The organism is Paenarthrobacter sp. 22069 (assembly GCF_052046035.1).
Lineage (GTDB): Bacteria > Actinomycetota > Actinomycetes > Actinomycetales > Micrococcaceae > Arthrobacter.
Window position 1 is genome coordinate 19,300 of the sequence record NZ_JBQEQF010000019.1, and the last position, 24,967, is coordinate 44,266.

Annotated in this window: 20 protein-coding genes, 1 tRNA gene and 1 pseudogene; 16 read left to right on the forward strand and 6 right to left on the reverse strand. The window is 66.4% G+C overall.

From position 1 onward, the window contains the following. Positions 1-47: 47 nt before the first annotated feature. Both ACTJK0_RS15695 and ACTJK0_RS15700 read right to left on the reverse strand, forming a co-directional pair. Entirely contained in the window at positions 48-761 is a 714-nt protein-coding gene (locus ACTJK0_RS15695) for a response regulator (RefSeq protein WP_440745818.1), read from the reverse strand. Next, positions 758-2,392, reverse strand: coding sequence for a sensor histidine kinase (locus ACTJK0_RS15700; RefSeq protein ID WP_440745819.1), 1,635 nt, complete (start codon positions 2,390-2,392; stop codon positions 758-760). Before ACTJK0_RS15700 ends, ACTJK0_RS15695 begins: the two co-directional genes overlap by 4 nt. Positions 2,393-2,549: 157 nt before the next feature. On the opposite strand from ACTJK0_RS15700, the gene ACTJK0_RS15705 reads away from it, so the two are divergent. The 10 genes and pseudogenes from ACTJK0_RS15705 (at position 2,550) to ACTJK0_RS15750 (ending at position 12,174) form a co-directional block, all read left to right on the forward strand. Beyond that, positions 2,550-3,893 carry a cation:dicarboxylate symporter family transporter gene (locus tag ACTJK0_RS15705; RefSeq protein ID WP_110545594.1) on the forward strand — a complete coding sequence of 448 codons (1,344 nt, stop codon included), beginning with the start codon at positions 2,550-2,552 and terminating at the stop codon, positions 3,891-3,893. A 233-nt stretch (positions 3,894-4,126) separates the two neighbouring features. Next, positions 4,127-5,026 (forward strand): ParA family protein, encoded by a 900-nt coding sequence (locus ACTJK0_RS15710; protein WP_110545595.1) that lies wholly within the window; start codon positions 4,127-4,129, stop codon positions 5,024-5,026. Between the two features lie 7 nt (positions 5,027-5,033). After that, complete coding sequence (locus ACTJK0_RS15715; RefSeq protein WP_440745820.1) at positions 5,034-5,849, forward strand: segregation and condensation protein A; 816 nt, start codon at positions 5,034-5,036, stop codon at positions 5,847-5,849. Positions 5,850-5,884: 35 nt separating this feature from the next. Then, the gene (scpB, locus tag ACTJK0_RS15720) at positions 5,885-6,520 is read left to right on the forward strand and encodes an SMC-Scp complex subunit ScpB (RefSeq protein WP_440745860.1); all 636 of its coding nucleotides are present in this window, start codon (positions 5,885-5,887) and stop codon (positions 6,518-6,520) included. A gap of 126 nt (positions 6,521-6,646) precedes the next feature. Continuing rightward, positions 6,647-7,867 carry a pseudouridine synthase gene (locus tag ACTJK0_RS15725; RefSeq protein WP_440745821.1) on the forward strand — a complete coding sequence of 407 codons (1,221 nt, stop codon included), beginning with the start codon at positions 6,647-6,649 and terminating at the stop codon, positions 7,865-7,867. Between the two features lie 3 nt (positions 7,868-7,870). After that, positions 7,871-8,980 carry a prephenate dehydrogenase gene (locus ACTJK0_RS15730; RefSeq protein WP_440745822.1) on the forward strand — a complete coding sequence of 370 codons (1,110 nt, stop codon included), beginning with the start codon at positions 7,871-7,873 and terminating at the stop codon, positions 8,978-8,980. Continuing rightward, a complete protein-coding gene (gene cmk / locus ACTJK0_RS15735) occupies positions 8,980-9,693 on the forward strand; it encodes a (d)CMP kinase (protein WP_440745823.1) in 714 nt (237 codons plus the stop codon). Before ACTJK0_RS15730 ends, cmk begins: the two co-directional genes overlap by 1 nt. Before the next feature lie 31 nt (positions 9,694-9,724). After that, positions 9,725-10,403, forward strand: a pseudogene (locus ACTJK0_RS15740) (lysophospholipid acyltransferase family protein). 10 nt (positions 10,404-10,413) lie between these two features. After that, complete coding sequence (gene der / locus ACTJK0_RS15745) at positions 10,414-11,961, forward strand: ribosome biogenesis GTPase Der (protein WP_110545605.1); 1,548 nt, start codon at positions 10,414-10,416, stop codon at positions 11,959-11,961. Positions 11,962-12,097: 136 nt separating this feature from the next. After that, positions 12,098-12,174: transfer RNA gene (locus tag ACTJK0_RS15750), tRNA-Pro, on the forward strand. Positions 12,175-12,333: 159 nt separating this feature from the next. Here ACTJK0_RS15750 and ACTJK0_RS15755 read toward each other — a convergent pair. Both ACTJK0_RS15755 and ACTJK0_RS15760 read right to left on the reverse strand, forming a co-directional pair. Beyond that, the gene (locus ACTJK0_RS15755) at positions 12,334-14,115 is read right to left on the reverse strand and encodes a polysaccharide deacetylase family protein (RefSeq protein ID WP_440745824.1); all 1,782 of its coding nucleotides are present in this window, start codon (positions 14,113-14,115) and stop codon (positions 12,334-12,336) included. Between the two features lie 156 nt (positions 14,116-14,271). Continuing rightward, positions 14,272-15,141 (reverse strand): Fpg/Nei family DNA glycosylase, encoded by an 870-nt coding sequence (locus ACTJK0_RS15760; protein ID WP_440745825.1) that lies wholly within the window; start codon positions 15,139-15,141, stop codon positions 14,272-14,274. A gap of 166 nt (positions 15,142-15,307) precedes the next feature. Here ACTJK0_RS15760 and gcvH point away from each other — a divergent pair, with 166 nt between their 5' ends. The 5 genes from gcvH (at position 15,308) to ACTJK0_RS15785 (ending at position 18,397) form a co-directional block, all read left to right on the forward strand. After that, a complete protein-coding gene (gene gcvH, locus ACTJK0_RS15765) occupies positions 15,308-15,694 on the forward strand; it encodes a glycine cleavage system protein GcvH (RefSeq protein ID WP_110545610.1) in 387 nt (128 codons plus the stop codon). Between the two features lie 158 nt (positions 15,695-15,852). Next, positions 15,853-16,329, forward strand: coding sequence for an FHA domain-containing protein (locus ACTJK0_RS15770; RefSeq protein WP_110545612.1), 477 nt, complete (start codon positions 15,853-15,855; stop codon positions 16,327-16,329). A 23-nt stretch (positions 16,330-16,352) separates the two neighbouring features. Beyond that, positions 16,353-17,069, forward strand: coding sequence for a transcriptional regulator FtsR (gene ftsR, locus ACTJK0_RS15775; RefSeq protein ID WP_110545614.1), 717 nt, complete (start codon positions 16,353-16,355; stop codon positions 17,067-17,069). Beyond that, complete coding sequence (locus ACTJK0_RS15780; protein WP_043453120.1) at positions 17,069-17,572, forward strand: bifunctional nuclease family protein; 504 nt, start codon at positions 17,069-17,071, stop codon at positions 17,570-17,572. The genes ftsR and ACTJK0_RS15780 overlap by 1 nt, the downstream gene beginning before the upstream one ends. Before the next feature lie 231 nt (positions 17,573-17,803). Next, positions 17,804-18,397: a MerR family transcriptional regulator gene (locus ACTJK0_RS15785; protein WP_018763528.1), complete on the forward strand. Its 594-nt coding sequence runs from the start codon at positions 17,804-17,806 to the stop codon at positions 18,395-18,397. A 119-nt stretch (positions 18,398-18,516) separates the two neighbouring features. Here the strand turns inward: ACTJK0_RS15785 and ACTJK0_RS15790 are convergent, their stop codons facing one another. Beyond that, entirely contained in the window at positions 18,517-19,335 is an 819-nt protein-coding gene (locus ACTJK0_RS15790) for a ParA family protein (RefSeq protein ID WP_110545615.1), read from the reverse strand. A gap of 303 nt (positions 19,336-19,638) precedes the next feature. On the opposite strand from ACTJK0_RS15790, the gene ACTJK0_RS15795 reads away from it, so the two are divergent. Next, positions 19,639-23,037 (forward strand): pyruvate carboxylase, encoded by a 3,399-nt coding sequence (locus ACTJK0_RS15795; protein WP_440745826.1) that lies wholly within the window; start codon positions 19,639-19,641, stop codon positions 23,035-23,037. 112 nt (positions 23,038-23,149) lie between these two features. Here the strand turns inward: ACTJK0_RS15795 and ACTJK0_RS15800 are convergent, their stop codons facing one another. Next, positions 23,150-24,958, reverse strand: a complete 1,809-nt coding sequence (locus tag ACTJK0_RS15800) for an AMP-dependent synthetase/ligase (RefSeq protein ID WP_440745827.1) — start codon at positions 24,956-24,958, stop codon at positions 23,150-23,152. Positions 24,959-24,967 lie beyond the last annotated feature (9 nt).

A 24,967-nucleotide genomic window follows, 5' to 3' on the forward strand; every position in this document is an offset into this window, starting at 1 on the left:
GACGGGAGCGTGGGCGGGGCAGGTTGGGCTTCAGCCCGGAAGGCGGTTTAGCGGCTGTTCCAGCGGTATTCGTTTTCCGGCCGCCCGGGGGTGCCGTAACGGGCCGTCCTGGACACTGTTCCCGCGTCCGCAAGGTACTCAAGGTAACGCCGCGCCGTGACCCGGGACATGCCCAGGGCGTCCATCACCTCCGTGGCGGACACAGCGTCGGGCCGGTCCCGGAGGAAATCCTGGACCGAACCAAGGGTGGAGGTGGAGAGGCCCTTGGGAAGCGGAAGTTCCGACGGCGTACGGAGGCTGGCGAACGCCCGGTCCACCTCGCTCTGGGATGCTCCCGCTTTGCCGGATCCACCGCTGGCACCGCCCAGTTGCTGCCGGAACTGCCGGTAGTTCTCCAACTTGTCGGAGAAGGTGGCGAACGTGAAGGGCTTGATCAGGTACTGGACAACCCCAATAGCCACGGCGCTGCGGACGATGGCCAGTTCGCGGACTGCCGTGATGGCGATGATGTCCGCCAGGATCCCGGCCGAACGCATCCGCCGGGCGATGTCCAGGCCATGCAGATCGGGCAGGTTCATGTCCAGCAGGACAAGTTCCACCGGCTCTCCCGCCGCGACGAACTCACTTAGCAGCCGCAGGGCAGACTGGCCGTCAGGGGCGGTTCCCGCGAGTTCAAATCCCTCCAGGCGCCCCACGTAGGCGGCATGGGCTGCCGCTGCGATGGCCTCGTCCTCGACAACGAGGACCCGGATGCTGCTCACTGTCTGTGCTCCTTCTCCGAGGACAACGCTGCGGGCAGGAAAACCTCGAACTTGGCGCCGCGCCGGCCGTTGATGGCCAGCGTACCGCCCAGCCGCTGTACGGCCTGCCGGACCAGGGCCAGGCCAATGCCGCGGCCCCCGGTCCCGGCAGGCTTGGTGCTGAATCCGTGCCTGAAGATCTTCTCCGCATCGGCCGCCGGGATGGCCGTCCCGGAATCGTTGACCGCGATGTCCAGTCCTTCCTCGTCGGCCTCCAGCGTCAGGACCACCCGGCGGGGCGGCGGTGCGTCCGCGGCAGCGTCAATGGCGTTGTCCAGGAGGTTGCCCAGGATCGTCACCAGGTCCTGGACGGCCAGGCCGGGTGCGGCGCCGGAGCCAAGGGTGGAGACATCCAGCTGTACACCGCGTTCGTGGGCCTCTGCAACCTTGCCCATGACCAGCGCACCCACCACGGGTTCATCGATCGAGCCCACCATGTCGTCCGTCAGCTGCTGGCTCAGGGCCAGGTCCTTGGTGGCAAAGTCGAGGGCTTCGCCGGTCCGTCCCAGTTCCAGGAGCGAGACCATCGTATGCAGTCGGTTGGCGTGTTCGTGGGTCTGGGCCCGCAGGGCGTCGGACAGGGTCCGCATGGTCTGCAGCTCGCTGCCCAGCGCTTCGATCTCTGTCCGGTCCCGGAGGGTGGCCACTGTGCCGTACACGGGGACCTTCCCGCGCATTCCGGGGGACTCGGGCGCCCTGGCCGGTCCCTGGTTGACCACCAGCACCCGGGAGCCCGTCAGGACAATCTCGTCCTTGGTGGTCCGGCCGGACTCAAACAGGCTGCGAAGGTCCTCGTCGAGGGGGAGCTCTGCCAGTGAAGGAGGCCTTGTTGGGTCAGTGCTGCCGGTCTCAGCCAGGCCCAGCAGTTCCGCGGCCTGGTCGTTGTACATCACCACGCGTTTCCGGGAATCGATGAGGATCAGCCCTTCACGGACCGAGTGCAGGACCGACTCGTAATAGGCGAACAACTGCGCCAGCTGTTCCGGACCCCAGCCCCGGGTGACGCGCCGCAAGTACCTGCCCAACAGCCACGAGGCCAGGGAACCACCCACCAGCAGGGCGGCGCCTACGGCCAGCAGGACCGGGAGCCGCCCGGCGAACGCAATATCGACACTTCGGACGGTGACTCCCACCGCCACCAGCGCCTTGACCGTGCCCGCCGGATCCTTGACGGGAACAATGGTCCGCACGGAGGGACCCAGCGTCCCTGCCGTGACTTCGGTGAAGGCATGTCCACGCAGTGCCTCGTCGATGGAACCGATGTAGGGACGGCCCAGCTCCTCATCCCGCGGATGCGTCCAGCGGGTGCGGTCGGGGGCCATGATGGTGATGAAGTCGACGTGCGCGGCCGTGGTGACATCCTTGGCATAAGGCTGCAGGACGGCGGACGGATCCGGCGTGGCGGCGGCCTGGAGCACCAGGGGATTGGCGGCGATGGAGGCTGCCACCCCCTCCATCCGGCGGCCGGCCTCGTCATACGTCCGGTCCCGCGCGTCCACGTAGGCGGCCGTACCGACGATGGCGATGAACGCCACGACGATCAGCAGGTTTGCCAGGAAGAGCCGGCGGGCGATACTCCAGCGGTGGATCATGCCTGCCTTCCTTTGACCCTGCGGGTGCCGCGACCAATATGAACGCAACGGTGAGCTGGATCACGGGGTACCCAATGATGGATATCACATCCACGGACGTGTTGAGCCCAGAGTCTGCGCCGCAGCGTCTACCAGAATATCCACAAGGAGACACATCATGGCTTCTCAACGAGGAGAGTCGTTTGAGACCGCCGCACCGCGGCGCAAGGGACTGGACAAGTCCCACTACCTCTACATTGCCGTCATCGTCGCCGTGGTCCTTGGCGCGGTGGTGGGCCTGCTGTTCCCGGAGGTGGGCAAGTCCCTCAAGCCCCTGGGCGACGGCTTCATCAAGCTCATCAAGATGATGATCGCACCGGTCATCTTCTGCACCATCGTCCTGGGCATCGGTTCCATCGCCAAGGCGGCAACCGTGGGCAAGGTGGGCGGCCTGGCGCTCGGCTACTTTGTCATCATGTCCACCTTCGCCCTGGCCATCGGCCTGGTGGTGGGCAACGTGATCCACCCCGGCGAAGGCCTGAAGCTGGCACCCTATGACCCCAACAAGAAGGCAGCCACCGACAGCACGGTGGACTTCCTGCTGGGCATCATTCCGAGTGACATCCCCGTCCTGCCCACCCTGCTGGCCGCCATCCTGGTTGGCTTCGCACTGCAGAAGATGGGTGCCCAGGGCGCCCCGATCCTCAAGGCCATCGGGCACGGCCAGGCGCTGGTGTTCCGCGTCCTCATCATGATCATGTGGCTCGCTCCGGTAGGTGCCTTCGGCGCCATCGCCGCCGTCGTCGGAGCCACCGGCGTCCAGGCCATCGTGAGCATGTTCACCCTGATGATCGCCTTCTACATCACCTGCGCACTGTTCATCGTGGTTATCCTGGGCGGTCTCCTGCAGGTGGTTGCCGGCGTCAACATCTTCAAGCTGATGAAGTACCTTGCCCGCGAGTACCTCCTCATCTTCTCCACCTCTTCCTCCGAAGCGGCGCTGCCGAGGCTGATCGCCAAGATGGAACACCTGGGTGTCTCCAAGCCCGTCGTCGGCGTCACCGTTCCCACCGGCTACTCCTTCAACCTGGACGGAACCGCCATCTACCTGACCATGGCCTCGCTGTTCGTGGCCAACGCCATGGGAACCCCGCTGGACCTTGGCGCCCAGATCTCCCTGCTGGTCTTCATGATCATCGCTTCCAAGGGCGCGGCCGGTGTGACCGGCGCCGGCCTGGCGACCCTCGCAGCAGGCCTGCAGGCACACCGTCCCGAACTGCTCGGCGGCGTGGGCATGATCGTCGGCATCGACCGCTTCATGTCGGAGGCCCGCGCCCTGACCAACTTCACCGGCAACGCTGTCGCCACCGTCCTTGTGGGCACCTGGGTCAAGGAGATCGACGGCGACCAGGTCACCCGCGTCCTCTCAGGCGAACTGCCCTTCGATGAGCAGACCATGATGGCAGGACACGGCGAAATGGCCCCGAAGGAAGAAGGCGCACGCGAGGCTGCGAAGGCCTAGCCACAGCCGCCTGAACCGCCTGAAACCGCCCCCGCAGCAACGCTGCNGGGGGCGGTTTCGCGTCCACCGGGCACGGCAACCTTCGACCTCAGCTAGAGGGTAAAGGCTCAACATCCGCGGAAAGTCAAGTTCCGTCGAATACCGTGTCGGGCGCTGTAACCTAGGGAGCAGAACGAACGGCGCTGGCGAGCCAGCGGCAGGAAATCACCGTCATCGAAAGTGTGGACAGATACGTGAGCAGCGAACAGGGTTCAGCAACTCTGGAGGGCACGGAATTCGACCTGGAAAACGCGGTGATGGGCCCCACCGGGCGCCCATACCGGGAGTTCCCGGAACCCGCGCCGCTGTCCTCCCACGGTCCGGCGCGCGTCATCGCCATGGTCAACCAGAAGGGCGGGGTGGGTAAAACCACCTCCACCATTAACCTCGCCGCAGCACTGGCCGAATACGGCCGCAGGGTCCTGCTGGTGGACTTCGATCCGCAGGGGGCGCTGTCCGCCGGCCTGGGAGTCAACCCCCACGAGCTGGACCTCACCGTTTACAACGTGCTGATGGACCGCAAGGTGGACATCCGCGAGGCCATCCACCAGACCGGCGTCGAGAACGTCCACCTCCTGCCGGCAAATATCGACCTCTCGGCAGCCGAGGTTCAGCTTGTCAACGAGGTTGCGCGCGAGCAGGTCCTGGACCGTGCGCTGAAAAAGGTCGAAGACGACTACGACGTCGTCCTCATCGACTGCCAGCCTTCCCTGGGCCTCCTGACCGTCAACGCCCTCACCGCGGCGCACGGCGTCATCATCCCGCTTATCTGCGAGTTCTTCGCCCTTCGCGCCGTAGCGCTCCTGGTCGAAACCATCGACAAGGTCCAGGACCGGTTGAATCCCCGGCTGCAGGTGGACGGCGTACTCGCCACGATGTACGACGCCCGGACACTGCACAGCCGCGAAGTGATCACCCGGCTGGTGGAGGCATTCGGCGACAAAGTCTTCGAGACCGTCATCAAGCGCTCCATCAAGTTTGCCGATGCCACCGTCGCCGCAGAACCCATCACCAGTTATGCCGGAAACCACGTGGGTGCCGACGCCTACCGCCGGCTGGCCAAGGAGCTGATCTCCCGCGGCGGCGCACCCTAGCCACGCCGTGGCCGACTCCAAACCCGGCTTCGAGGTGCGGCTGGCCAACTTCACGGGTCCGTTCGACCTCCTCCTGGGCCTGATTGCCAAGCACCAGCTGGACATTACCGAGGTCGCGCTCGCCACAGTCACGGATGAGTTCATCAAGTACATCCGGAAACTGCAGCAGCTTGGTGAGGAATGGGCCCTGGACGAGGCCAGCGAGTTCCTGGTGGTGGCCGCCACCCTCCTGGACCTCAAGGCCGCGCGGCTCCTTCCGGCCGGTGAAGTCGAGGACGACGAGGATATCGCGTTGCTGGAGGCCCGGGACCTTCTCTTTGCCAGGCTGCTCCAGTACAAGGCCTTCAAGCAGGTAGCAGGCATCCTCGGGGAAACGCTGCACCAGGAAGCACTGCGGTTTCCACGGCAGGTCGCGCTTGAGGAACATTTTGCCGCCATGCTTCCCGAGCTCGTGTGGAAGCATACGCCCGAAACGTTCGCCGCCCTGGCCGAAGCAGCGCTCCGGCCGAAGGTGCAGGCGCAGCCGCCGCAGGTGGCGCTTGGCCATCTGCATGGCAGCAACGTCAGCGTCAAGGAACAAGCCGAAGTCCTTGGCCGCCGTCTCCAGCAGGAGTCCCCGCTGACGTTCCGCACCCTGACCGCCGACGCCGGGTCAACCCTGGTGGTGGTGGCCCGGTTCCTGGCCCTCCTGGAGCTGTTCCGGGACAGGGCGGTCGCGTTCGACCAGTTGTCCCCGCTGGCAGAACTCGCCATCCACTGGACCGCGGAGGGCCGGGACTGGTCGGCCGACAACCTGAGCGAAGAGTACGAGGAGCAACCGTGAACCCCCAGCAGCAGGACACGCAGCCGCATGAGGACCTGGATGCGGGACAGGAATTCGTTCATCTTCCCGGCGGCGCCAAGGCCGCACTGGAGGCAGTGCTCATGGTCCTGGACCAGCCCGCCACCGAGGAGGAGCTTGCCGCGGGGATCGGCCTGACGGTGGACGCCGTCCGCTCACTGCTCGCAGAACTGCAGCGTGAGTATAACGGCTATACTGTTAAAGCCCCGGAGATGGAAAGTGCCAGCCACGCTGGTCTCGGTTCCAGCCCCCGGGGTTTTGAATTGCGGAACATCGCCGGTGGCTGGCGGATCTATTCCCGGGCGGATTTTGCCGACATCGTTGGCAAATACGTGCTGGAGGGTCAGACAGCCAGGCTCACGCAGGCGGCTTTGGAGACACTGGCGGTCATCGCGTACCGCCAGCCCGTATCCCGGGCCCGGGTGTCCGCAATTCGGGGGGTCAACGTCGATTCCGTCGTACGGACACTGGCCCAGCGCGGGCTGATCGAGGACGTCGGAACGGATCCCGAATCCGGTGCACTCCTATACCGGACCACCTCGTACTTCCTCGAGCGGATGGGTATCAGCTCTGTGGGCGACCTGCCCCGGCTGTCACCCCACCTGCCGGGGCTTGAGGGGATCGCGGAGTTCTACGACGCCGACACCATGTAGGCGCCGGCACCCCTGCCGGTGCCGGTTTGTATACAGGTTTATTCATCAGGGCAGACGAAGTCTGCACGGCTGGATAGGGTTGTCCTTGGACATCTCTGCCGGCCAACACATCTCGAAGGACGGGTCATGACACAGGCGGGACGCCAGGGTTCACCACGTAACGGATCAGGACGCGGCGGCAACGAACGCAGCGGCCAGCGGGGCAACGCCCCGCAGCGCAACGCGCAGGGCGGAAGCTTCGGCGGGGGCTCGCGCGGAGGAACGGGGAAGCGCGCCACGGGATTCGGCGCGGACCGTCCGCACCGCGCGCCGAAGCCGCGCGAAGAACGCTTCATCGACCCCGACCTCACGGGGGACCAGCAGAGCCAAGGCGCTGAAGGTGCCAGGGGCGCCAAACCGTCGTCGCGCAAGCCTGCAGCCCGCAAGCCCGGCGCCAGGAAAGCCCCGGGCACGCCCGGTGCACCCAAGGTAAAGCCGCGCACCGGTGCTCCCGGGGCGGCAGCTTCGCGCGCCTTCGGCAGCGAACGCTTCGGCCAGAATCTCGGCCCGGTCCGTAAACCCGCACGGAAGAAGGGGCCGCGCAGCAACGTTCCCCAGTCGGACCTCCACGATGCCGACGGCGTGCGCCTGCAGAAAGTGATGGCGTCCGCAGGAGTTGCCTCCCGGCGCGTCTGCGAGGAGATGATCGCGGAAGGCCGCGTCGAGGTGGACGGCCAGGTGGTCACCGAACTCGGTGTCCGTGTCGACCCCAAGACCGCCGTCATCCACGTGGATGGTCTCCGGATCCAGCTGGATGAGAACCTGGTCTATATGGTGTTCAACAAGCCCAAGGGCGTGGTGTCCACCATGGAGGACCCCGAAGGCCGGCCCTGCATCAGCGACTTCCTGAAGAGCAACAAGAACACCACCGAACGGCTCTTCCACGTCGGCCGGCTCGACGTCGCCACCGAAGGCCTGCTGCTGCTGACCAACGACGGCGAACTTGCCAATCGTTTGACGCACCCGTCCTACGAGGTGCCCAAGACCTACCTCGTGCAGGTTCGTGGGCCGTTCCCGCAGGGCGTCGGAGCGCAACTGAAGTCCGGCGTCGAACTGGAGGACGGCTTCGCGAACGTTGACTCCTTCCGGCTGGTGGACTCCACCCCGGGCCACGTCCTGATCGAAGTTGTGCTGCACTCCGGCAAGAACCGGATTGTCCGCCGCCTCTTCGACGCCGTCGGCTTCCCGGTCCAGCGCCTGGTCCGTGTCAAGGTGGGCCCCATTGGTCTGGGCGACCAGCGCCAGGGCAGCATCCGCAACCTGGGCAAGCAGGAAGTCGGCCACCTGCTGGCATCCGTAGGGCTCTAGGGCATGTCCGCGTTCAAAAGCCAGGGCCGCGGCCATCTTGACGGCCCGGTGGTGGTCATCGGCACGGGGCTGCTTGGCGCCAGCATCGGGCTCGGGCTGCGCGGGCGCGGCGTGCCGGTGTTCCTTTCCGACCCGTCACCCACCAACCAGGCAGTGGCGGTGGACATCGGCGCCGGACGTCCCCTTGGGGACCTCGGCGAGGCAAGGCCGCAGCTCGTGGTGGTCGCCGCTCCGCCGGACGTCACTGCGGATGTGGTTTACAAGGCACTCGCTGACTACCCCGACGCCGTCGTGGTGGACATTGCCAGCGTCAAGGCCGATATCCTGTCCCGGCTCCGCACCCTTGGTGCGGACCTGTCCCGCTATGTGGGAACCCACCCCATGGCGGGCCGGGAGAAGTCAGGCCCGGTAGCGGCGCGCGGCGAACTGTTCACGTCCATGCCGTGGGTGCTCTGCCCGTCGGAGGAGACGTCCGGAGTTGCCCTTCAGGTGGCCCGTTCGCTCGCCTCGGACCTGGGAGCCGTAGTGTCGCAGTTCAGCGCCGATGAGCATGATGAAGCCGTGGCCCTGGTGTCCCACCTGCCGCAGGTCATGTCGTCGCTGCTGGCCAGCCGCCTTCAGGGCACCCCGCTGCATGCGCTGTCCCTGGCCGGCAACGGCCTGCGCGACGTCACCAGGATCGCCGCCAGCGACCCCACTCTGTGGGTGCAGATCCTGGGCGGGAACGCTGCCAAAGTCGTGGAAATCCTCTACGGCGTCCGTGAGGACCTGAACCGGCTCATCGGTACGCTGGAACAGCCCACGGCCCCGGGTGCCCGGCTGGACCTCGCCCAGCTCATCAGCGAAGGCAACGCCGGCCAGGCCCGGATTCCCGGCAAGCACGGCGGCCCGCCGCAGGCCTACTCCTGGCTCACCGTCCTGGTTGACGACAAACCTGGCCAGATCGCGCAGCTGCTCACCGAAATCGGTGAAATCGGCGTGAACGTCGAAGACCTGCGCCTGGACCATTCCTCCGGACAGAACGTTGGCATGGTGGAATTGTCTGTGTTGCCGAACAAGCACGACCACCTGATCGAAGCCCTTAACGACCGCGGATGGCGGGTACTTCAGTAATGACACAGGAACTCCTCGAAACCATGCGCGCGCTGCGCATCGGCCGGCCGTTGGTGGTTGCCATCGACGGGCCGTCAGGCTCAGGTAAATCCAGCGTGAGCAAGGAAGTCGCCCGCAGGCTCCGGCTGGCCTACCTCGACACCGGGGCGATGTACCGCGCCCTGACCTGGTACTGCCTGGCGGAAGGAATCGACCTTGCCGACACTCCCGCCGTGGAGCAGGCATCCCGGGACTTCGCCCTGGAATTGAGCACCACCCCGCTGGAGGAATTCGTGCGGGTGGGCGGGGTGGACGTCACCGATGCCATCCGCGAGCCGGCTATCTCCTCCGCCGTCAGTGCGGTCGCCACCACCCTCGGCGCCCGGACCGAACTGATCCGTCGGCAGCGGGACCTGATCGAAAAGCACCACCGCCGGATGGTGGTGGAAGGCAGGGACATCACCACCGTCGTCGCGCCCGGCGCCGAGGTGCGCATGCTTCTCACCGCCAGTGAAGAAGCCAGGCTGCGCCGCCGCGGGATCCAGCTGGGCGGCACCCAGAACGCCGAGCAGCTGGCTGCCCAGGTGACGCACCGGGATGCCAAGGATTCCACCGTGGTCAACTTCACCCAGGCGGCAGACGGTGTGGTCACCCTGGACTCCTCCGACCTGGACTTCGAACAGACCGTGGACGCAGCCCTCGTGATCGTCACCAAGGTCCTCAACCGTGACTGACACTTCCGCCGGCGTCCCGTCCCCCCTGACCATGGCGTGGAGCAGGCCGGTCGGCTGGATCCTGGACCACCTGGTCTACCGGACCACCGTGACCGGCAGGCGCAACGTTCCCACCGGCGGGCCGGTGATCTTCGCCGCAAACCACATCAGCTTCCTTGACGGGCCTGTGATGTTCGGCGCGGCTCCGCGGCCCATGCACATCCTGGTGAAACAGGAGATGTTCAAGGGCTTCCTGGGCCGGGTGCTCACGGCCTCCGGCCAGCTGCCCGTGGACCGCCGCGGAGACCGGGGAGCGCTGCAGCTCTGCAGGGAAGTGCTCGACGCCGGCCGCTGCGTCGGGATCCTTCCCGAAGGAACGCGGGGGAGCGGGGCAGCCGCAGACATCAACGGCGGGGTGGCATGGCTGGCCTTGAACTCCGGCGCGCCCGTGGTTCCGGTCGCCATCCTGGGCACCCGGCAGGGGAGCGAACATTTGGACTTCGTCCCGCGGCCCGGGCGGCGCTTCCACGTCAGCTTCGGATCAGCCCTCACGCTGGCCCGCCGGGCCGGCGAAACCGGCCGTGCTTCAATGGACAGGGCGGCGCAGGACATTCGTGCCGCCCTGGCGGGGCACGTCCAGGACACCATGGAACTCAGCGGGCAGGCCTTGCCCCACGCTGACCACAAAGACTTTTCAGCAGTAGCCGGGGACGCCGGCAGATGACCACTAAGGACAGTGCAATGAGCGACACCACCCAGACCTCCGGGCATTCCGGCGCCGACGACGAATACATGCCCACCGGCTCCGACCAGGTTGCCGAACGGCTGGCAGCCATCGACGACGACGAAGCGGAGATGCGTGCCGCCTCCCTCCGGGCCGGCCTGGAAGACTACGAGCTGGACGAGGACGACGCCGCACTGCTGAGCGGCGAATACGGCGACGAGGACCTTGAAGGCCCCCTGAAGCTGGACCCCGTCCTGGCGATCATCGGCCGGCCCAACGTGGGCAAGTCCACGCTGGTGAACCGCATCCTGGGCCGCCGCGAAGCGGTGGTGGAGGATACCCCCGGCGTGACGCGCGACCGTGTGATGTACTCCGCGAACTGGAACGGGCGGAACTTCACGCTGGTGGATACCGGCGGGTGGGAGCACGATGCCCGCGGCATCCATGCCCGCGTTGCCGAGCAGGCCGAGATGGCCGTCGAACTCGCCGACGCCGTGCTCTTCGTGGTGGACTCCGCCGTCGGCGCCACCGCTACGGACGAAGGCGTCATGAAGATGCTGCGCCGCAGCAAGAAGCCCGTCATCATGGTGGCCAACAAGGTGGATGACTTTGCCCAGGAAGCCGATTCCGCCACGCTGTGGGGCCTCGGTTTCGGCGAGCCGTACCCGGTCTCGGCACTCCATGGCCGTGGCGTGGCCGACCTGCTGGACCACGTCATGGACGTCCTGCCCGAGTTCTCCACCGTTGAAGGAGTGGAGCGCTCCGGCGGTCCGCGCCGTATTGCCCTGATCGGCCGCCCGAACGTGGGCAAGTCCTCGCTGCTGAACAAGCTGGCTGGATCCGAGCGCGTGGTGGTGGACAACACTGCCGGCACCACCCGTGATCCGGTGGACGAATTCATCGAACTCGGCGGCCGCACCTGGCGGTTCGTCGACACCGCGGGAATCCGGCGCCGCCAGCACATGGCGCAGGGTGCCGACTACTACGCCTCGCTGCGGACGCAGGCCGCGCTCGAGAAGGCGGAGGTCGCCGTCGTCCTCCTCGCGGTGGACGAGGTCCTCAGCGAGCAGGACGTTCGCATCCTGCAACTGGCCATCGAATCCGGCCGCGCGCTGGTGCTGGCCTTCAACAAGTGGGACCTGCTCGACGACGAACGCCGCCGCTACCTGGAACGCGAAATCGAGCAGGACCTGGCCCACGTCGAATGGGCGCCGCGCGTCAACATCTCCGCCAAGACCGGATGGCACAAGGACCGCCTGGTCCCGGCCCTGGACCTGGCGCTGGAGAATTGGGACAAGCGGATCCCGACCGGGCGGCTCAACGCCTTCCTGGGCGAGCTCGTTGCTGCGCACCCGCACCCCGTGCGCGGTGGCAAGCAGCCCCGCATCCTCTTCGGCACCCAGGCCTCCAGCCGGCCGCCGAAGTTCGTGCTGTTCACCACCGGATTCCTCGACCCCGGATACCGCCGCTTCATCACCCGCCGCCTGCGCGAGACCTTCGGATTCCAGGGAACGCCCATAGAGGTCAGCATGCGCGTGCGGGAGAAGCGCGGCCGGAAGCGTTAATTGCGACACACCTTTGAGCTGAACACCGGAAAGTGTCACTGGCACCCCTCCGGATCGTGTAAGCTCTTCTAGGTGGTTCGGCCGGACTGCTGATGAAAATCTTCGGATTGAGTTCAGCGGAGAACGGCGGAACCAGCGGGCTGTAGCGCAGCTTGGTAGCGCACTTGACTGGGGGTCAAGGGGTCGCAGGTTCAAATCCTGTCAGCCCGACCAAAAAGCGGAAAGCGCCGGAGAATTTCTCCGGCGCTTTCCGCTTTTTTGGGTTCGTGGTCATTCCTGGCCGCGCACCTTCCGTCGGACGATTCACCCCGGCAGCCCGGGGTGGTTTGTCCGGATGTGCGTGTCCTGGACGGTACCGGGCACAGCGGCCAGTCAGCCGAGGGCGGCGTCGAGGGTGACGAAGCCGTAGCCTGCAGCCCGGAGCTGGGAGATCACCTGGGGGAGGGCCGCGGCGTCGAGCGTTGAGCCGTCGTCGGGGTTCGAGCCGAGGTGCATCAGGACGATCTCACCGGGCTGCGCGGATGCCATGACGCGCTGGACGATGAAGTCCGGGCCGCGCGTTCCGTTCATGGTGCCTTGCCAGCCAAGAGTGTCAACGGTCCACCGGACCGCCGCGTAGCCGGCGCCGTTGACGTCGGCGATCGTGCGCGAATCGCGAGCGCCGAACGGGAAGCGGAAGAACGGGAGCGGGTCGCCTCCAGCGGCCTCAATGGTCCTCTGGGCACCGCTGATCTCGGCCGCGATCTGGGCGTCGGTCAGGGTAGTGAAGTCCGGGTGGGTCATGGAGTGGTTGCCGATTCGATTCCCCGCGTTGTAGATCAGGGCCGGGTCGGAGGGGAACTGGTTGACCCAGTTTCCAGTGAGGAAGAACGTGCCTGGCACGCCGTTGGCTGCGAGGGTGCCGAGGATCGATCGCAGGCCGGCGTCGTTGGCGCCGGCGTCGAACGTGAGCGCGACAACCTTCTGAGTGGTCGGAATGCGCTCAAGGTCCACGCCCAGGAGCGACGACGGGACGCTGGTGTAGATGACCTCGGTCCGGCCGCTGGCGGCGTGCCACAGGATCGAACCGTGCTGGAAGTCGCTGCGGCGCCCGCCCGTGATGCCGTACTCACCGCTGGTTGGGTAGCCAAGCCGGCTGCGCTCCCAGCCGAGGGCCACCCACTGGGCCCGGATGGCTCCGTATACCTCGTGGGCTCCCGTGGCAGGCGACCAGTAGATCGACGAGCCGGCGTTCGATCCGCTGAAGTGGTTATACCGACCCACCCCGTCGGGGGTGCCGGTCTCGTCCGTCATGGGGAATCCGAGTACGCTGGCCGGTCCGCCGAGTGTGAGATATTGTCCGCGGATTGCCCCGTGGACTTCGTTTGCTCCGGTGCCGGGGCTGAAGTAGATCGATCCTCCGGCGAAGTCGTTGTACCGGCCGCCGGCGCCTGGGGTGGTGGTCTCGTCGGTGAGCGGGAAGCCCAGGAAGCCGGCTGGCCCGCCGAGGGCGAGATAGTGTCCGCCGATCGCCCCGTGCACCTCGTGTGCTCCGGTGGCGGTGCTGAAGTAGATCGACCCACCCGCGAAGTTGTTGTACCGACCAGCGGCGCGCGGGGTGGTGGCCTCGTCGGTGAGCGGGAAGCCCAGGAAGCCGGCCGGTCCGCCGAGGGCGAGATAGTGTCCGCCGATCGCCCCGTGCACCTCATGTGCTCCGGTGGCGGTGCTGAAGTAAATCGACCCTCCCGCGAAGTTGTTGTACCGGCCAGCGGCGCCTGGGGTGGTGGCCTCGTCGGTGAGCGGGAAGCCCAGGAAGCCGGCCGGTCCGCCCAAGTCCCGGTAGTGTCCGCCGATCGCCCCGTGCACCTCATGCGCACCGGTGCCGGGGCTCCAGTAGATCGTTCCGCCGGTGTAGTCCTGGGCACGGCCTCCAGCGATGTCGTACGCGCTGCCGACTGGCGTGCCGAGGAACGATGCGCTGCCGCCGAGCTGCTGATAATGCTGGACGATCGCATCGTCGCCAACCTGCTCGACCGCCATCACCGCCGGAACGCTCCGCTGCCCCGCCACCGCTGAAGTGGCGGCCAAGGACGGTCCCAGTACCGCGCCCCCCAGACCACTGCCGAGGGCGAGGGCGAGCGAAATTCCGAGAACGGCGGGTCGAGAGCGGCGCATTGTGACCCCTTCGTGCTGATCGAGACATGCGGGCCTTGATCAAGACGCTACGCCCGGGCCGCATGCCCGGATAGGACCGGAAGTCCCGAACCGCAATGCGATCTCCCGTGACCCCGACACCCGGCGCTGCCGACTCCGCAGGTGGGCCGGATGTTCCTACTTCAGGAACTTGGACGTCCTCCGGTCCGCCAGGATCTTGCCCTTGGTCTGGCAGGTGGGGCAGTACTGCAGGGCCGTATCCGCGAACGACACTTCCCGAACCGTGTCACCACAAACAGGGCAGGGCTGCCCGGTGCGTGCATGCACCCGCATGTGGCTGCGTTTGACGTCCTTAAGGTCCTTGGGCGGCTTGCCCCGCGCCTCCGCCAGCGCTTCGCCCAGCACGCTGTGGATGCAGTCATACAGCACCTGCACCGTCTGCCGGTCCAGGGACTTCGCAATGGCGAAGGGCGAAATCCGCGCTGCGTGCAGGATCTCGTCACTGTAGGCGTTGCCGATGCCGGCAATGACGCTCTGGCTGCGCAGGAGTCCCTTGATCTGCTGGGGACTGCCGGCAAGGATCTCCGCCAGCATGTCGGCGTCGAATGCCTCGGTGAAGGGGTCCGGGCCCAGGGTGGCAATGCCGGGCACCTCCTGTGGATCCCGCACCACGTATACGGCCAGGCTCTTCTTGGTGCCCGCTTCCGTCAGGTCCAGGCCCCTGGAACCGTCCGGGCCGGAGAAGGTGCACCGGACTGCGATGAGGCCCTTGCCCATCCGCAGCTGGCTGTCTGCGGGGGAGTCCGTGAAGCGGACCCAGCCGGCACGCGCCAGATGGAACACCAGGGAGATTCCGTCAGTGTCAATGCTGATGAACTTTCCAAACCGGCGGACGCCGGACACAGCGCGGCCCTCGATGGCGTTGAAGGGCGGATCCGCGGTCTTGAGCACCGCGAAGGAGACAATCTGCAGTTTGGTGACCACGCAGCCACGCAGCTGTTCGTCCAGGAACGCGGCCAGGCCGGCCACCTCGGGCAGTTCCGGCATGGCTAACAGTCCTCTCCCAACAATGTTGCACCGGTGCTTGCACTCATGGGTCCCATCCTGTCAGAAAGGCCGGTGCCGGCCCCGGCAGATATGCCTATACTTTCAGCGGCGGCCCGATTTCCGGGCCCCTTCAGACCTTGGCGTGTACCCCGATGAAAGGCCTCCCATGAGCAACATTCCCGAAGACCTGTCCTACACCGCCGAACATGAGTGGGTCAGCGCCCCGAATGCCGACGGTGTGGTCCGCGTGGGAATCACCGACTTTGCCCAGGACGCCCTCGGGGATGTCGTCTACGCCCAGATGCCCGAAGCCGGCACGAAGATTACGGCAAACGAAGTGGTGGGTGAGGTGGAATCCACCAAGAGCGTGAGTGACATCTACGCGCCCGTTTCCGGTGAAGTAGTGGCCCGGAACGAGTCCCTGGACAGCGATTCGGCCCTGATCAACTCCGACCCGTACGGCGACGGCTGGCTCATCGAGGTCAAACTGGCTGAGCCCGACGCGGTTGAGTCCCTGCTCAGTGCATCCGAGTACGAACAACAGGTAGGCTAAAGCTAACCGGTAATTCCGGTCCGGCCCGGCGTCGCAGGCACCGCGTCTTCGCACGTCAGGGCCGGATCGCGGGAGCCGGGGCCGGACCTGCCGGGCAGGGCCGGAGAGTACACGTTGGTTGCGGGCCTGATGCCCGCAACGTCTAAGAGGAGGAATCCATGGCTGGCCACAGACACAACCCTGCCGAGGGGGAATACGGCACGGGTGCGGCTAAGGCGTCGGAGACCACCTCGATCCACCTCACCCCCGTCACCGACGAACCCACCATCGCCCCCAGGCTGTCCTCGGATGAGCGCAACTCAGTGGAGGCACTGCCCGCCGGTTCTGCGCTGCTCGTGGCCCACAGCGGCCCGAATGCCGGCGCACGGTTCCTGCTGGACTCCGACGTCACCACTGCCGGCCGGCACCCGGACGCGGACATCTTCCTGGACGACGTCACGGTGTCCCGCCGGCACGTCGAATTCCATCGCACCGCACGCAGCTTTGAAGTCGTGGACAAGAACAGCCTGAACGGCACCTACGTCAACCATGACCGCGTGGACCGCGTGGAGCTGAAGTCGGGCAGCGAGGTCCAGATCGGCAAGTTCCGCCTCACCTTCTACCTGAGCCCTGCCACGGCCGCAGGCCGCAGCTGACCCGGGGACCGCTGCCTGTGGCAATGGCACAACCGGAACGCCGGGGCCCCCAGGTCCTGAACATCGGCGAGGTCCTCGCCCAGCTGAGCGCCGACTTCCCGGGCATGACCGCGTCAAAGATCCGTTTCCTTGAGGAAAAGGGCCTGATCAACCCCCGGCGCACGCCTGCCGGCTACCGCCAGTATTCCGACGGCGACGTGGAGCGGCTTCGCTTCGTGCTGGCGTTGCAGCGGGACCAGTACCTGCCGCTGAAAGTCATCAAGGACTACCTTGACGCCATCGACAGGGGGGAGCGGCCGGAAAACCTGCCGCCCGGCGTCGTGGTTTCACCGCGCATCGTCTCCGATGAGCTGGCCGCGGAACTGCAGAACCGCGCCCGCAAGCTGAGTGAGGAACAGCTCCGTACCGAATCAGGTGCCAGTGTTCCCCTGCTGCAGTCGCTCCTGGACTTTGGCCTCATCAGCCACAGCAACGGCCAGTTTGACGAGCATGCCCTCCAGGTTGCCCGCGCCTGCGTCCAGCTGGAAAGCCACGGCCTGGAACCCCGGCACCTGCGGCCGTTCCAGGCAGCAGCCGAACGGGAATTCGGCCTGGTGGAACGCGCGGTCGCACCCCTCGCCTCGCGCAGGGACCCGGCATCCCAGGCGCGTGCAGCCGAGGCCGCCCGCGAGATCAGTGACCTCTGCCTCACCCTGCACCGGGCCCTGGTGCAGGACCACATCTCACGCATGGACATCTGATGATCGAAGTCGAGATTGTAGGCGTTCGGATTGAACTGCCTTCCAACCAGCCGCTGGTCCTGCTCAAGGAGATGCACGGCGAACGCCATGTCCCCATCTGGATCGGTACCCCGGAAGCCAGCGCCATCGCCCTGGCCCAGCAGGGCGTGGTCCCGCCCCGGCCCATGACCCACGACCTCCTTGTGGACGTAGTGGAGTCCCTGGGCCACTCGGTGGTCAGCGTGAACATTGTCGCCGTGGAGGACAACATTTTCTACGGGCAGCTGCAGTTCGAAAACGGCACCACGGTGAGCTCCAGGGCCTCAGATGCACTGGCGATCGCCCTGCGTGCCAAGTGCCGGATCTGGTGCGCCGATTCCGTCATGGACGAAGCCGGAGTCCGGATCACGGAGCACGATGAGGGGGAGGACGCCGAGCCCGGCCCCACCGTGGATGAGGAACGCGAACTGCGCCGTTTCCGCGAGTTCCTGGACGATGTGGAACCCGAGGATTTCGACGGCTAAGGTCACGTTAAGGTTAAAGTTAAGGCTGAAACTTTCGACACGCCTCTTCCAAGCCCCTTAGGTCTTTGACCTCGGGACCCGCCGGGCCTAACGTCGAAGTATCAAGTTCCCTTGCTTACGGCACCCGCGCAAGTCACACTGGAAAGTGCGCCCCGCGGAAATTACACGCATGGTCTTCATGCCAAGGCAGCCGTGTCGGTTCCGGGGGAGCGTACGACAAGGAGGATCCAGGTGAGTCCCAAAGGCGAAGCAGGCGGGCTGAAACAGCCCACCGCTGGTGTTGCTGTGCCCGTCAGTGGTGCCCAGGGCCTCCTGTTCACCGAGGACCTTCCCGTCCTGGACGAAGATGCCGGCTACCGCGGACCCACCGCCTGCAAGGCCGCAGGCATCACCTACCGCCAGTTGGATTACTGGGCCCGCACCGGACTGGTCGAGCCCGCCGTCCGTGGTGCTGCCGGATCCGGCTCGCAGCGGCTTTACGGCTTCCGTGACATCCTCGTGCTCAAAGTGGTCAAGCGCCTCCTCGACACTGGAGTTTCCCTCCAGCAGATCCGTACCGCCGTCGAGCACCTGCGTGAGCGGGGCGTGGAGGACCTTGCCCAGATCACACTGATGAGCGACGGCGCCAGCGTCTACGAGTGCACCTCCGCCGACGAAGTCATCGACCTGGTTCAAGGCGGCCAAGGCGTCTTCGGTATCGCCGTGGGACGCGTCTGGCGCGAAGTCGAAGGCAGCCTCGCCTCGCTTCCCAGCGAGCATGCCGCCGAACAGTCCTTTCCGGACGACGAACTGAGCAAGCGCCGCGCCGCGCGGAAGATCAGCTGACGTCCGGGGACACCAGCTGACGTACGCGGACTAAGAACAGACCAAGGGCCGCCCTCCTGCTGGAGGGCGGCCCTTGCTTTTTCAATCAGTGCCTGCGGGGGCCCGTAAGCCTCCCCCGGTCAGCGCGCGCGGCTGCGCAGACCGCTGCCGGCCGCCATCAGGTTGGACAGGAGATCATCGAACAAACCCGCCGCCGACTTGGCCGAGTCTCCCGGCCAGTGGTGCACCGGGTGGGCGGCGCCCTGGATCTGCTGCCAGTTGGCCTGCTCGGGGATGCGCGGGCTCAACAGGAGCTCGCCGAACATCGACTCCATCTCCGCCAGCCGGTACGTGTGCTCGGAGGAGCCGCTCCGCACCCGGTTGGCCACAATGCCGGCGGGTGTCAGGCCCGGCGCGAACTCCTGCTTGAACAGCTGGATGGCCCGCATGGTCCGTTCCGTTCCGGCCACCGAAAACAGTCCCGGCTCGGCAACCAGTGCCACCTTGTCGCTGGCCGCCCACGCCATGCGTGTCAGGCCGTTCAGCGACGGCGGGCAGTCGACCAGGACCAGCTGGTAGCCGTCGGCGCCGGCCAGGACTGCCGAAAGGCGGCGAAGGTCGCGGCGGCCCAGGTCCGGGCGGTCATAGATGCCGGTGTAGGCGGAGCCGACGGCGACATCCAGGACAGCGGGCCCCGAACCATTGGAAGGGGTGCGGTCCGCCCAGGTGCTGCGCACCACATTCTCAGCCAGCTTTGCCCGTCGGGGACTCTTCAGCATCCTGCCGATATCCAACTGGTCGCCGGGATGGACTCCGAGGGCAGTGGTGGCGTCGGCGTGCGGATCAAGGTCCACCACCAGCGTGCTGACTCCCGCGGCCAGCGCCGCAGACGCCAATCCTGTGGTGACGGAAGTCTTGCCGACTCCACCCTTGAGGCTGCTGATGCTGACTACTTGCACTTGAGAGACCAAAACCTAACGCCGGATGCCGTGTTGGGGGTAATGTTTGCCACGGCAGAGCCGAAGCCGGACGGTCCTGCCGCCCTACTCATCATATGTTGATGCGTCGGCGAATCCTGCTTTATTGGGCGTCGGCATGGCACCGACTGTGCTGCCGGGGTGGTTTCCTCCAGCGAGGCTGAAAGCGTTCGGGAGATGACGGGGAATTCTGTGACCGTGGCCACAAAGATTTGTGTTTGTCCTTGTAGGTCCTAGACACTGTGACCACTCATTCGATCCACCCCGCAATGATGCAGGAGAAGCATGTTTTCCAAAATTCTGGTGGCCAACCGCGGCGAAATCGCGATCAGGGCCTTCCGCGCCGGCTACGAGCTGGGCGCTAAGACCGTTGCCGTTTTTCCCCAAGAGGACCGAAACTCCATCCACCGCCAGAAAGCGGACGAGGCGTACCTGATTGGTGAGGAAGGACATCCCGTCCGGGCATACCTGGACGTGGCGGAGGTGGTCCGGGTCGCCAAGGAGTCCGGCGCGGATGCCATTTACCCCGGTTACGGCTTCCTGTCCGAAAACCCGGAGCTGGCCCGCGCTGCAACGGAGGCCGGCATCACCTTTATCGGGCCGCCCGCCGAGGTGTTGGAGCTTGCCGGCAACAAGGTGGCTGCGCTGAAGGCTGCCCGTGAAGCAGGTGTCCCGGTCCTGAAGTCCAGCGAGCCGTCAAAGGACCTGGATGAGCTTTTGGCGGCGGCCGACGAGATCGGCTTCCCCATCTTCGCAAAGGCCGTGGCAGGCGGCGGCGGCCGCGGCATGCGCCGGGTGGACACCCGCGAGGCCCTGCCCGAAGCCCTGAAGTCGGCCATGCGTGAAGCGGACGCGGCCTTCGGCGATCCCACCATGTTCCTGGAGCAGGCGGTCCTCCGCCCCCGCCACATTGAGGTGCAGATCCTCGCAGACGCTGAGGGCAACGTGATGCACCTCTTCGAACGTGACTGCTCCATTCAGCGGCGGCACCAGAAGGTCATCGAGATCGCGCCGGCGCCAAACCTGGACGACAGCATCCGCCAGGCCCTCTACCGGGACGCAGTGAAGTTCGCCAAGGCACTGAAGTACGTCAATGCCGGCACCGTGGAGTTCCTGGTGGACACCGAAGGCGAGCGGGCCGGCCAGCATGTCTTCATTGAGATGAACCCGCGCATCCAGGTGGAACACACCGTCACCGAGGAAGTCACGGACGTGGACCTGGTGCAGGCCCAGATGCGGATCGCCTCCGGTGAGACGCTCGCCGACCTTGGGCTCTCCCAGGACACGGTCAGGCTTCGAGGCGCCGCCTTGCAGAGCCGCATCACCACCGAGGACCCCGCCAATGGTTTCCGGCCCGACGTCGGAAAGATCACCGGGTACCGTTCGGCCGGCGGCGCAGGCGTAAGGCTGGACGGCGGCACTGTTTACTCCGGCGCCGAGATCAGCCCCCACTTCGACTCCATGCTGGTCAAGCTCACCTGCCGCGGCCGGGACTACCCCGCCGCCGTTGCGCGTGCCCGCCGCGCCCTCGCCGAATTCCGCATCCGCGGCGTCTCCACGAACATCCCCTTCCTGCAGGCAGTGCTGGATGACCCGGACTTCATCGCAGGCGACGTCGCCACCAACTTCATCGACCAGCGCCCGGAGCTGCTCAAGGCCCGCGTCTCCGCCGACCGCGGAACCAAGCTCCTGACCTGGCTGGCCGACGTCACCGTCAACAAGCCCAACGGTGAACTGACGGTCCACTCCAACCCGGCCCACAAGCTGCCGGACGTCAAGGGCCGGCAGGCGGCACCCGGTTCCCGCCAGAAGCTCCTGGAACTGGGCCCGGAAGGCTTCGCCAGGGCACTGCGGGAACAGACCGCCGTCGCCGTCACGGACACGACCTTCCGCGATGCGCACCAGTCCCTGCTGGCCACCCGCGTCCGCACCCGCGACCTCGTGGCCGCCGGTCCTGCCGTCACCCACCTGCTGCCGGAACTTCTCTCCGTGGAAGCCTGGGGCGGTGCCACGTACGACGTCGCCCTGCGGTTCCTCGGCGAAGACCCCTGGGACCGCCTCGCTGCCCTCCGCGAGGCCATGCCGAACGTCTGCCTCCAGATGTTGCTCCGCGGCCGCAACACCGTGGGTTACACCCCGTACCCGGAGGAGGTCACCGAGGCCTTCGTCAATGAGGCTGCGGCCACCGGCATCGACATCTTCCGGATCTTCGACGCCCTGAACGACGTCAACCAGATGGCCCCCGCCATCCGGGCGGTCCGGGCCACCGGAACCGCCGTCGCAGAGGTGGCGCTGTGCTACACCGGCGACCTGCTGGATCCGGCCGAGAAGCTCTACACGCTGGACTACTACCTGGAGTTGGCGCAGAAGATCGTCGACGCCGGCGCACACATCCTGGCCATCAAGGACATGGCCGGCCTGCTGCGGCCCGCCGCAGCAGCGAAGCTGGTCGCGGCCCTGCGGGAGCGCTTCGACCTGCCGGTGCACCTGCACACGCACGACACCGCAGGAGGCCAGCTGGCCACGCTGCTGGCTGCCGTCGACGCCGGCGTGGACGCCGTGGACGTTGCCTCCGCGTCGCTGGCCGGCACCACCAGCCAGCCCTCGGCGTCGGCCCTTGTCGCTGCCCTGGCGCACACCCCCCGGGACACCGGCCTGAGCCTGGACGCCGTCAGCTCCCTCGAGCCGTACTGGGAAGCGGTGCGCCGCGTCTACGCCCCGTTCGAGTCCGGCCTTCCAGGCCCCACCGGCCGGGTCTACAAGCACGAGATTCCCGGTGGCCAGCTCTCCAACCTCCGCCAGCAGGCCATCGCGCTCGGCCTGGGCGAGCGGTTCGAAGCCATCGAGGACATGTACACCGCGGCCGACCGCATCCTGGGCCACCTGGTGAAGGTCACGCCGTCCTCCAAGGTGGTGGGTGACCTCGCCCTGCACCTGGTGGGCCTGAACGCCGACCCCGCGGACTTCGAGGCGAACCCGCAGAACTATGACATCCCGGATTCGGTGATCGGCTTCCTGTCCGGCGAGCTCGGCGATCCTCCCGGAGGCTGGCCGGAGCCCTTCCGCACCAAGGCCCTCCAGGGCCGCAGCGTGAAGGTGCGCGACGCCGAACTCAGCGCCGAGGACAGCGCCGCGCTGAAGTCCGATTCGAAGACCCGCCAGCACACGCTCAACCGGCTGCTATTCGACGGACCCACCAAGGACTACCTGAAGAGTGTGGACACGTACGGCAACATCTCGGTCCTCGACACCCGCGACTACCTGTACGGCCTGCAGCGCGGCACCGAGCACGAGATCCAGCTGGAGCGCGGCGTCCGCCTCATCGCTTCCCTGGAAGCCGTCTCGGAGCCGGACGAAAAGGGCATGCGCACGGTCATGTGCACCCTCAACGGCCAGTCCCGGCCCGTGGTGGTCCGCGACCGCTCCGTTGTGAGCAACGTCAAAGCCGCCGAAAAGGCCGATCCCGCCCAGCCCGGCCAGGTGGCAGCACCGTTCGCCGGCGCCGTCACCGTCACGGTCAAGCCCGGTGACACGGTCCAGGCGGGTGACACGGTGGCGACCATCGAGGCCATGAAGATGGAAGCATCCATTACGACGCCGGTCGGCGGCAAGGTGTCCCGCCTCGCCATCTCCGCAGTGGAGCAGGTCCAGGGCGGAGACCTGTTGCTGGTCATCGAGCAGTAACAGCCTGCAGGACAACGAAAGGGCCGCTCCNGCCCTTCTCGTCTCCCCTGAAGCCACGGCGGGAAAGCGGCAGACGATGGGTAGTGGGCTGGGCCCGCCCCGGCCCGGTAGGTCAGGAACGAGGCGCGGCGTACATTTCCTCGATGACGGTTTCGAAGTCCTTCATCACTTGGGCCCGCTTCACCTTCATGGAGGGGGTCAGGTGCCCGGAGGCCTCGGTGAAGTCGGCCGGGACAATGCGGAAGGACTTGATGGCCTCGGCCTGGGATACAGAGGTGTTGGCGGCGGTGATCAGGTCCTGGACTGCGGCTTTCACTACGGGATTCCCGGCGGCCTGCTCCAGGGTGGTGTCGGCAGGGAGGCCGTGGCGCTGGAGCCATCCCGGCAGGGCTTCCTGGTCGAGGGTCACCAGGGCGCCGATGAACGGCCTGTTGTCGCCCACCACCAGCACCTGGGACACCAGCGCGTCGGCGCGGATCTGGTCCTCGAGCAGGGCGGGGATGACGTTCTTGCCGCCGGCGGTGACGATGATTTCCTTCTTGCGGCCGGTGATCCAGACGAAGCCTTCCTCGTCCAGCCGCCCGATGTCCCCGGTGTGGAACCAGCCGTCCGTGAAGGCATCAGCGGTCAGGTCGTCCCGCCGGTAGTAGCCCCGCATGACGCAAACACCCTTGGCAAGGATCTCGCCGTCGTCGGCAATCTTCACCGCGTTGCCCGGCAGGGGCTTGCCCACCGAGCCGATCTTGATCCGCGACGGAGTGTTCACTGTGATGGGGGCCGTGGTTTCGGTGAGGCCGTAGCCTTCCAGGACCTGCAGCCCGATGCCCTGGAAGAAGTGGCCCAGCCGTTCGCCCAGGGGACCGCCGCCGGACACTGCGTGGGCCACGTGACCGCCCATGGCTGCCCGGAGCTTGCCGTACACCAGCTTGTCGAACAGTGCGTGCTTCAACTTCAGGCCCAGGCCAACGCGGCCGTCCTGGCGGGCTTTTGAGAAGGCGATGGCGGTTTCGGCAGCCCGGTGGAAGATGGCGCCCTTGCCGCCGTCCTCGGCCTTGGTGAGGGCGGAGTTGTAGACCTTTTCAAAGACGCGGGGCACCGCGAGGATGAAGGTCGGCTCGTAGCTTTGCAGGTCCGCCAGGAGGTTCTTGATGTCGGGTGTATGCGCCACGGTGGTCCCGGCGGCCATGGCCAGTACCGAGATGAAGCGGGCGAAGACGTGCGCCATTGGCAGGAACATGATGGTTTTGGCGTTCTCGTGGACGATCTCGCCAATGATGGCCAAAGCATTGTCCGAAAGTTCCACGAAGTTGCCGTGCGTAAGTTCGCAGCCCTTGGGGCGTCCCGTCGTTCCGGAGGTATAGATGATGGTGGCTACGTCGCCGAGGCCCGCCGCAGCCCGGCGGGATTCGAGTTCCTCGTCGGTGATGCCCCGGCCTGCCTCGCGGAGGCTGTCGAGTCCCTGGCCCTCGAGTTGCCAGATGTGCTGCACGGCCGTGAGGCCCTCAGCCGTAACCGCCTGGCGGATGACGTTTTCGTGGTGGGCCGATTCGCTGAAGGCAGCCACGGCGCCCGAATCACCCAAATTCCAGGCGACCTGGGACGGGGATGAAGTCTCATAGATGGGCACGGAAACGGCCCCTGCGAACCAGATCGAGAAGTCCACCAGTGCCCACTCATAGCGGGTCCGGGACATGATGCCCACGCGGTCGCCCAGACCGACTCCACTGGCGATCAGTCCCTTTGCCAGGGCTTGTACGTCAGCCAGGAACTCCGTGGCGCGCACGTCGCGCCATACGCCGGAAGAGTCCAGCCGGGAAAACAGCGCCGGGTTGCCGGGCTTGGCCGCCTGCCGCAGCACCAGATCGGAGATGTTCGTTTCCGGTGGGACGACAACCAGGGGCGGAACACTGAATTCGCGCACTATAGCTCC

What these genes read in the sequence shown, in the direction of transcription:
- ACTJK0_RS15770 (WP_110545612.1), top strand. Translation starts at nt 15,853, where the DNA reads ATGGCTGGCCACAGACACAACCCTGCCGAGGGGGAATACGGCACGGGT.
- ACTJK0_RS15700 (WP_440745819.1), bottom strand. Translation starts at nt 2,392, where the DNA reads ATGATCCACCGCTGGAGTATCGCCCGCCGGCTCTTCCTGGCAAACCTG.
- ACTJK0_RS15730 (WP_440745822.1), top strand. Translation starts at nt 7,871, where the DNA reads ATGTCCGCGTTCAAAAGCCAGGGCCGCGGCCATCTTGACGGCCCGGTG.
- der (WP_110545605.1), top strand. Translation starts at nt 10,414, where the DNA reads ATGAGCGACACCACCCAGACCTCCGGGCATTCCGGCGCCGACGACGAA.
- gcvH (WP_110545610.1), top strand. Translation starts at nt 15,308, where the DNA reads ATGAGCAACATTCCCGAAGACCTGTCCTACACCGCCGAACATGAGTGG.
- ACTJK0_RS15705 (WP_110545594.1), top strand. Translation starts at nt 2,550, where the DNA reads ATGGCTTCTCAACGAGGAGAGTCGTTTGAGACCGCCGCACCGCGGCGC.
- cmk (WP_440745823.1), top strand. Translation starts at nt 8,980, where the DNA reads ATGACACAGGAACTCCTCGAAACCATGCGCGCGCTGCGCATCGGCCGG.
- ACTJK0_RS15760 (WP_440745825.1), bottom strand. Translation starts at nt 15,141, where the DNA reads ATGCCGGAACTGCCCGAGGTGGCCGGCCTGGCCGCGTTCCTGGACGAA.
- ACTJK0_RS15725 (WP_440745821.1), top strand. Translation starts at nt 6,647, where the DNA reads ATGACACAGGCGGGACGCCAGGGTTCACCACGTAACGGATCAGGACGC.
- ACTJK0_RS15795 (WP_440745826.1), top strand. Translation starts at nt 19,639, where the DNA reads ATGTTTTCCAAAATTCTGGTGGCCAACCGCGGCGAAATCGCGATCAGG.
- ACTJK0_RS15755 (WP_440745824.1), bottom strand. Translation starts at nt 14,115, where the DNA reads ATGCGCCGCTCTCGACCCGCCGTTCTCGGAATTTCGCTCGCCCTCGCC.
- ACTJK0_RS15780 (WP_043453120.1), top strand. Translation starts at nt 17,069, where the DNA reads ATGATCGAAGTCGAGATTGTAGGCGTTCGGATTGAACTGCCTTCCAAC.
- ftsR (WP_110545614.1), top strand. Translation starts at nt 16,353, where the DNA reads ATGGCACAACCGGAACGCCGGGGCCCCCAGGTCCTGAACATCGGCGAG.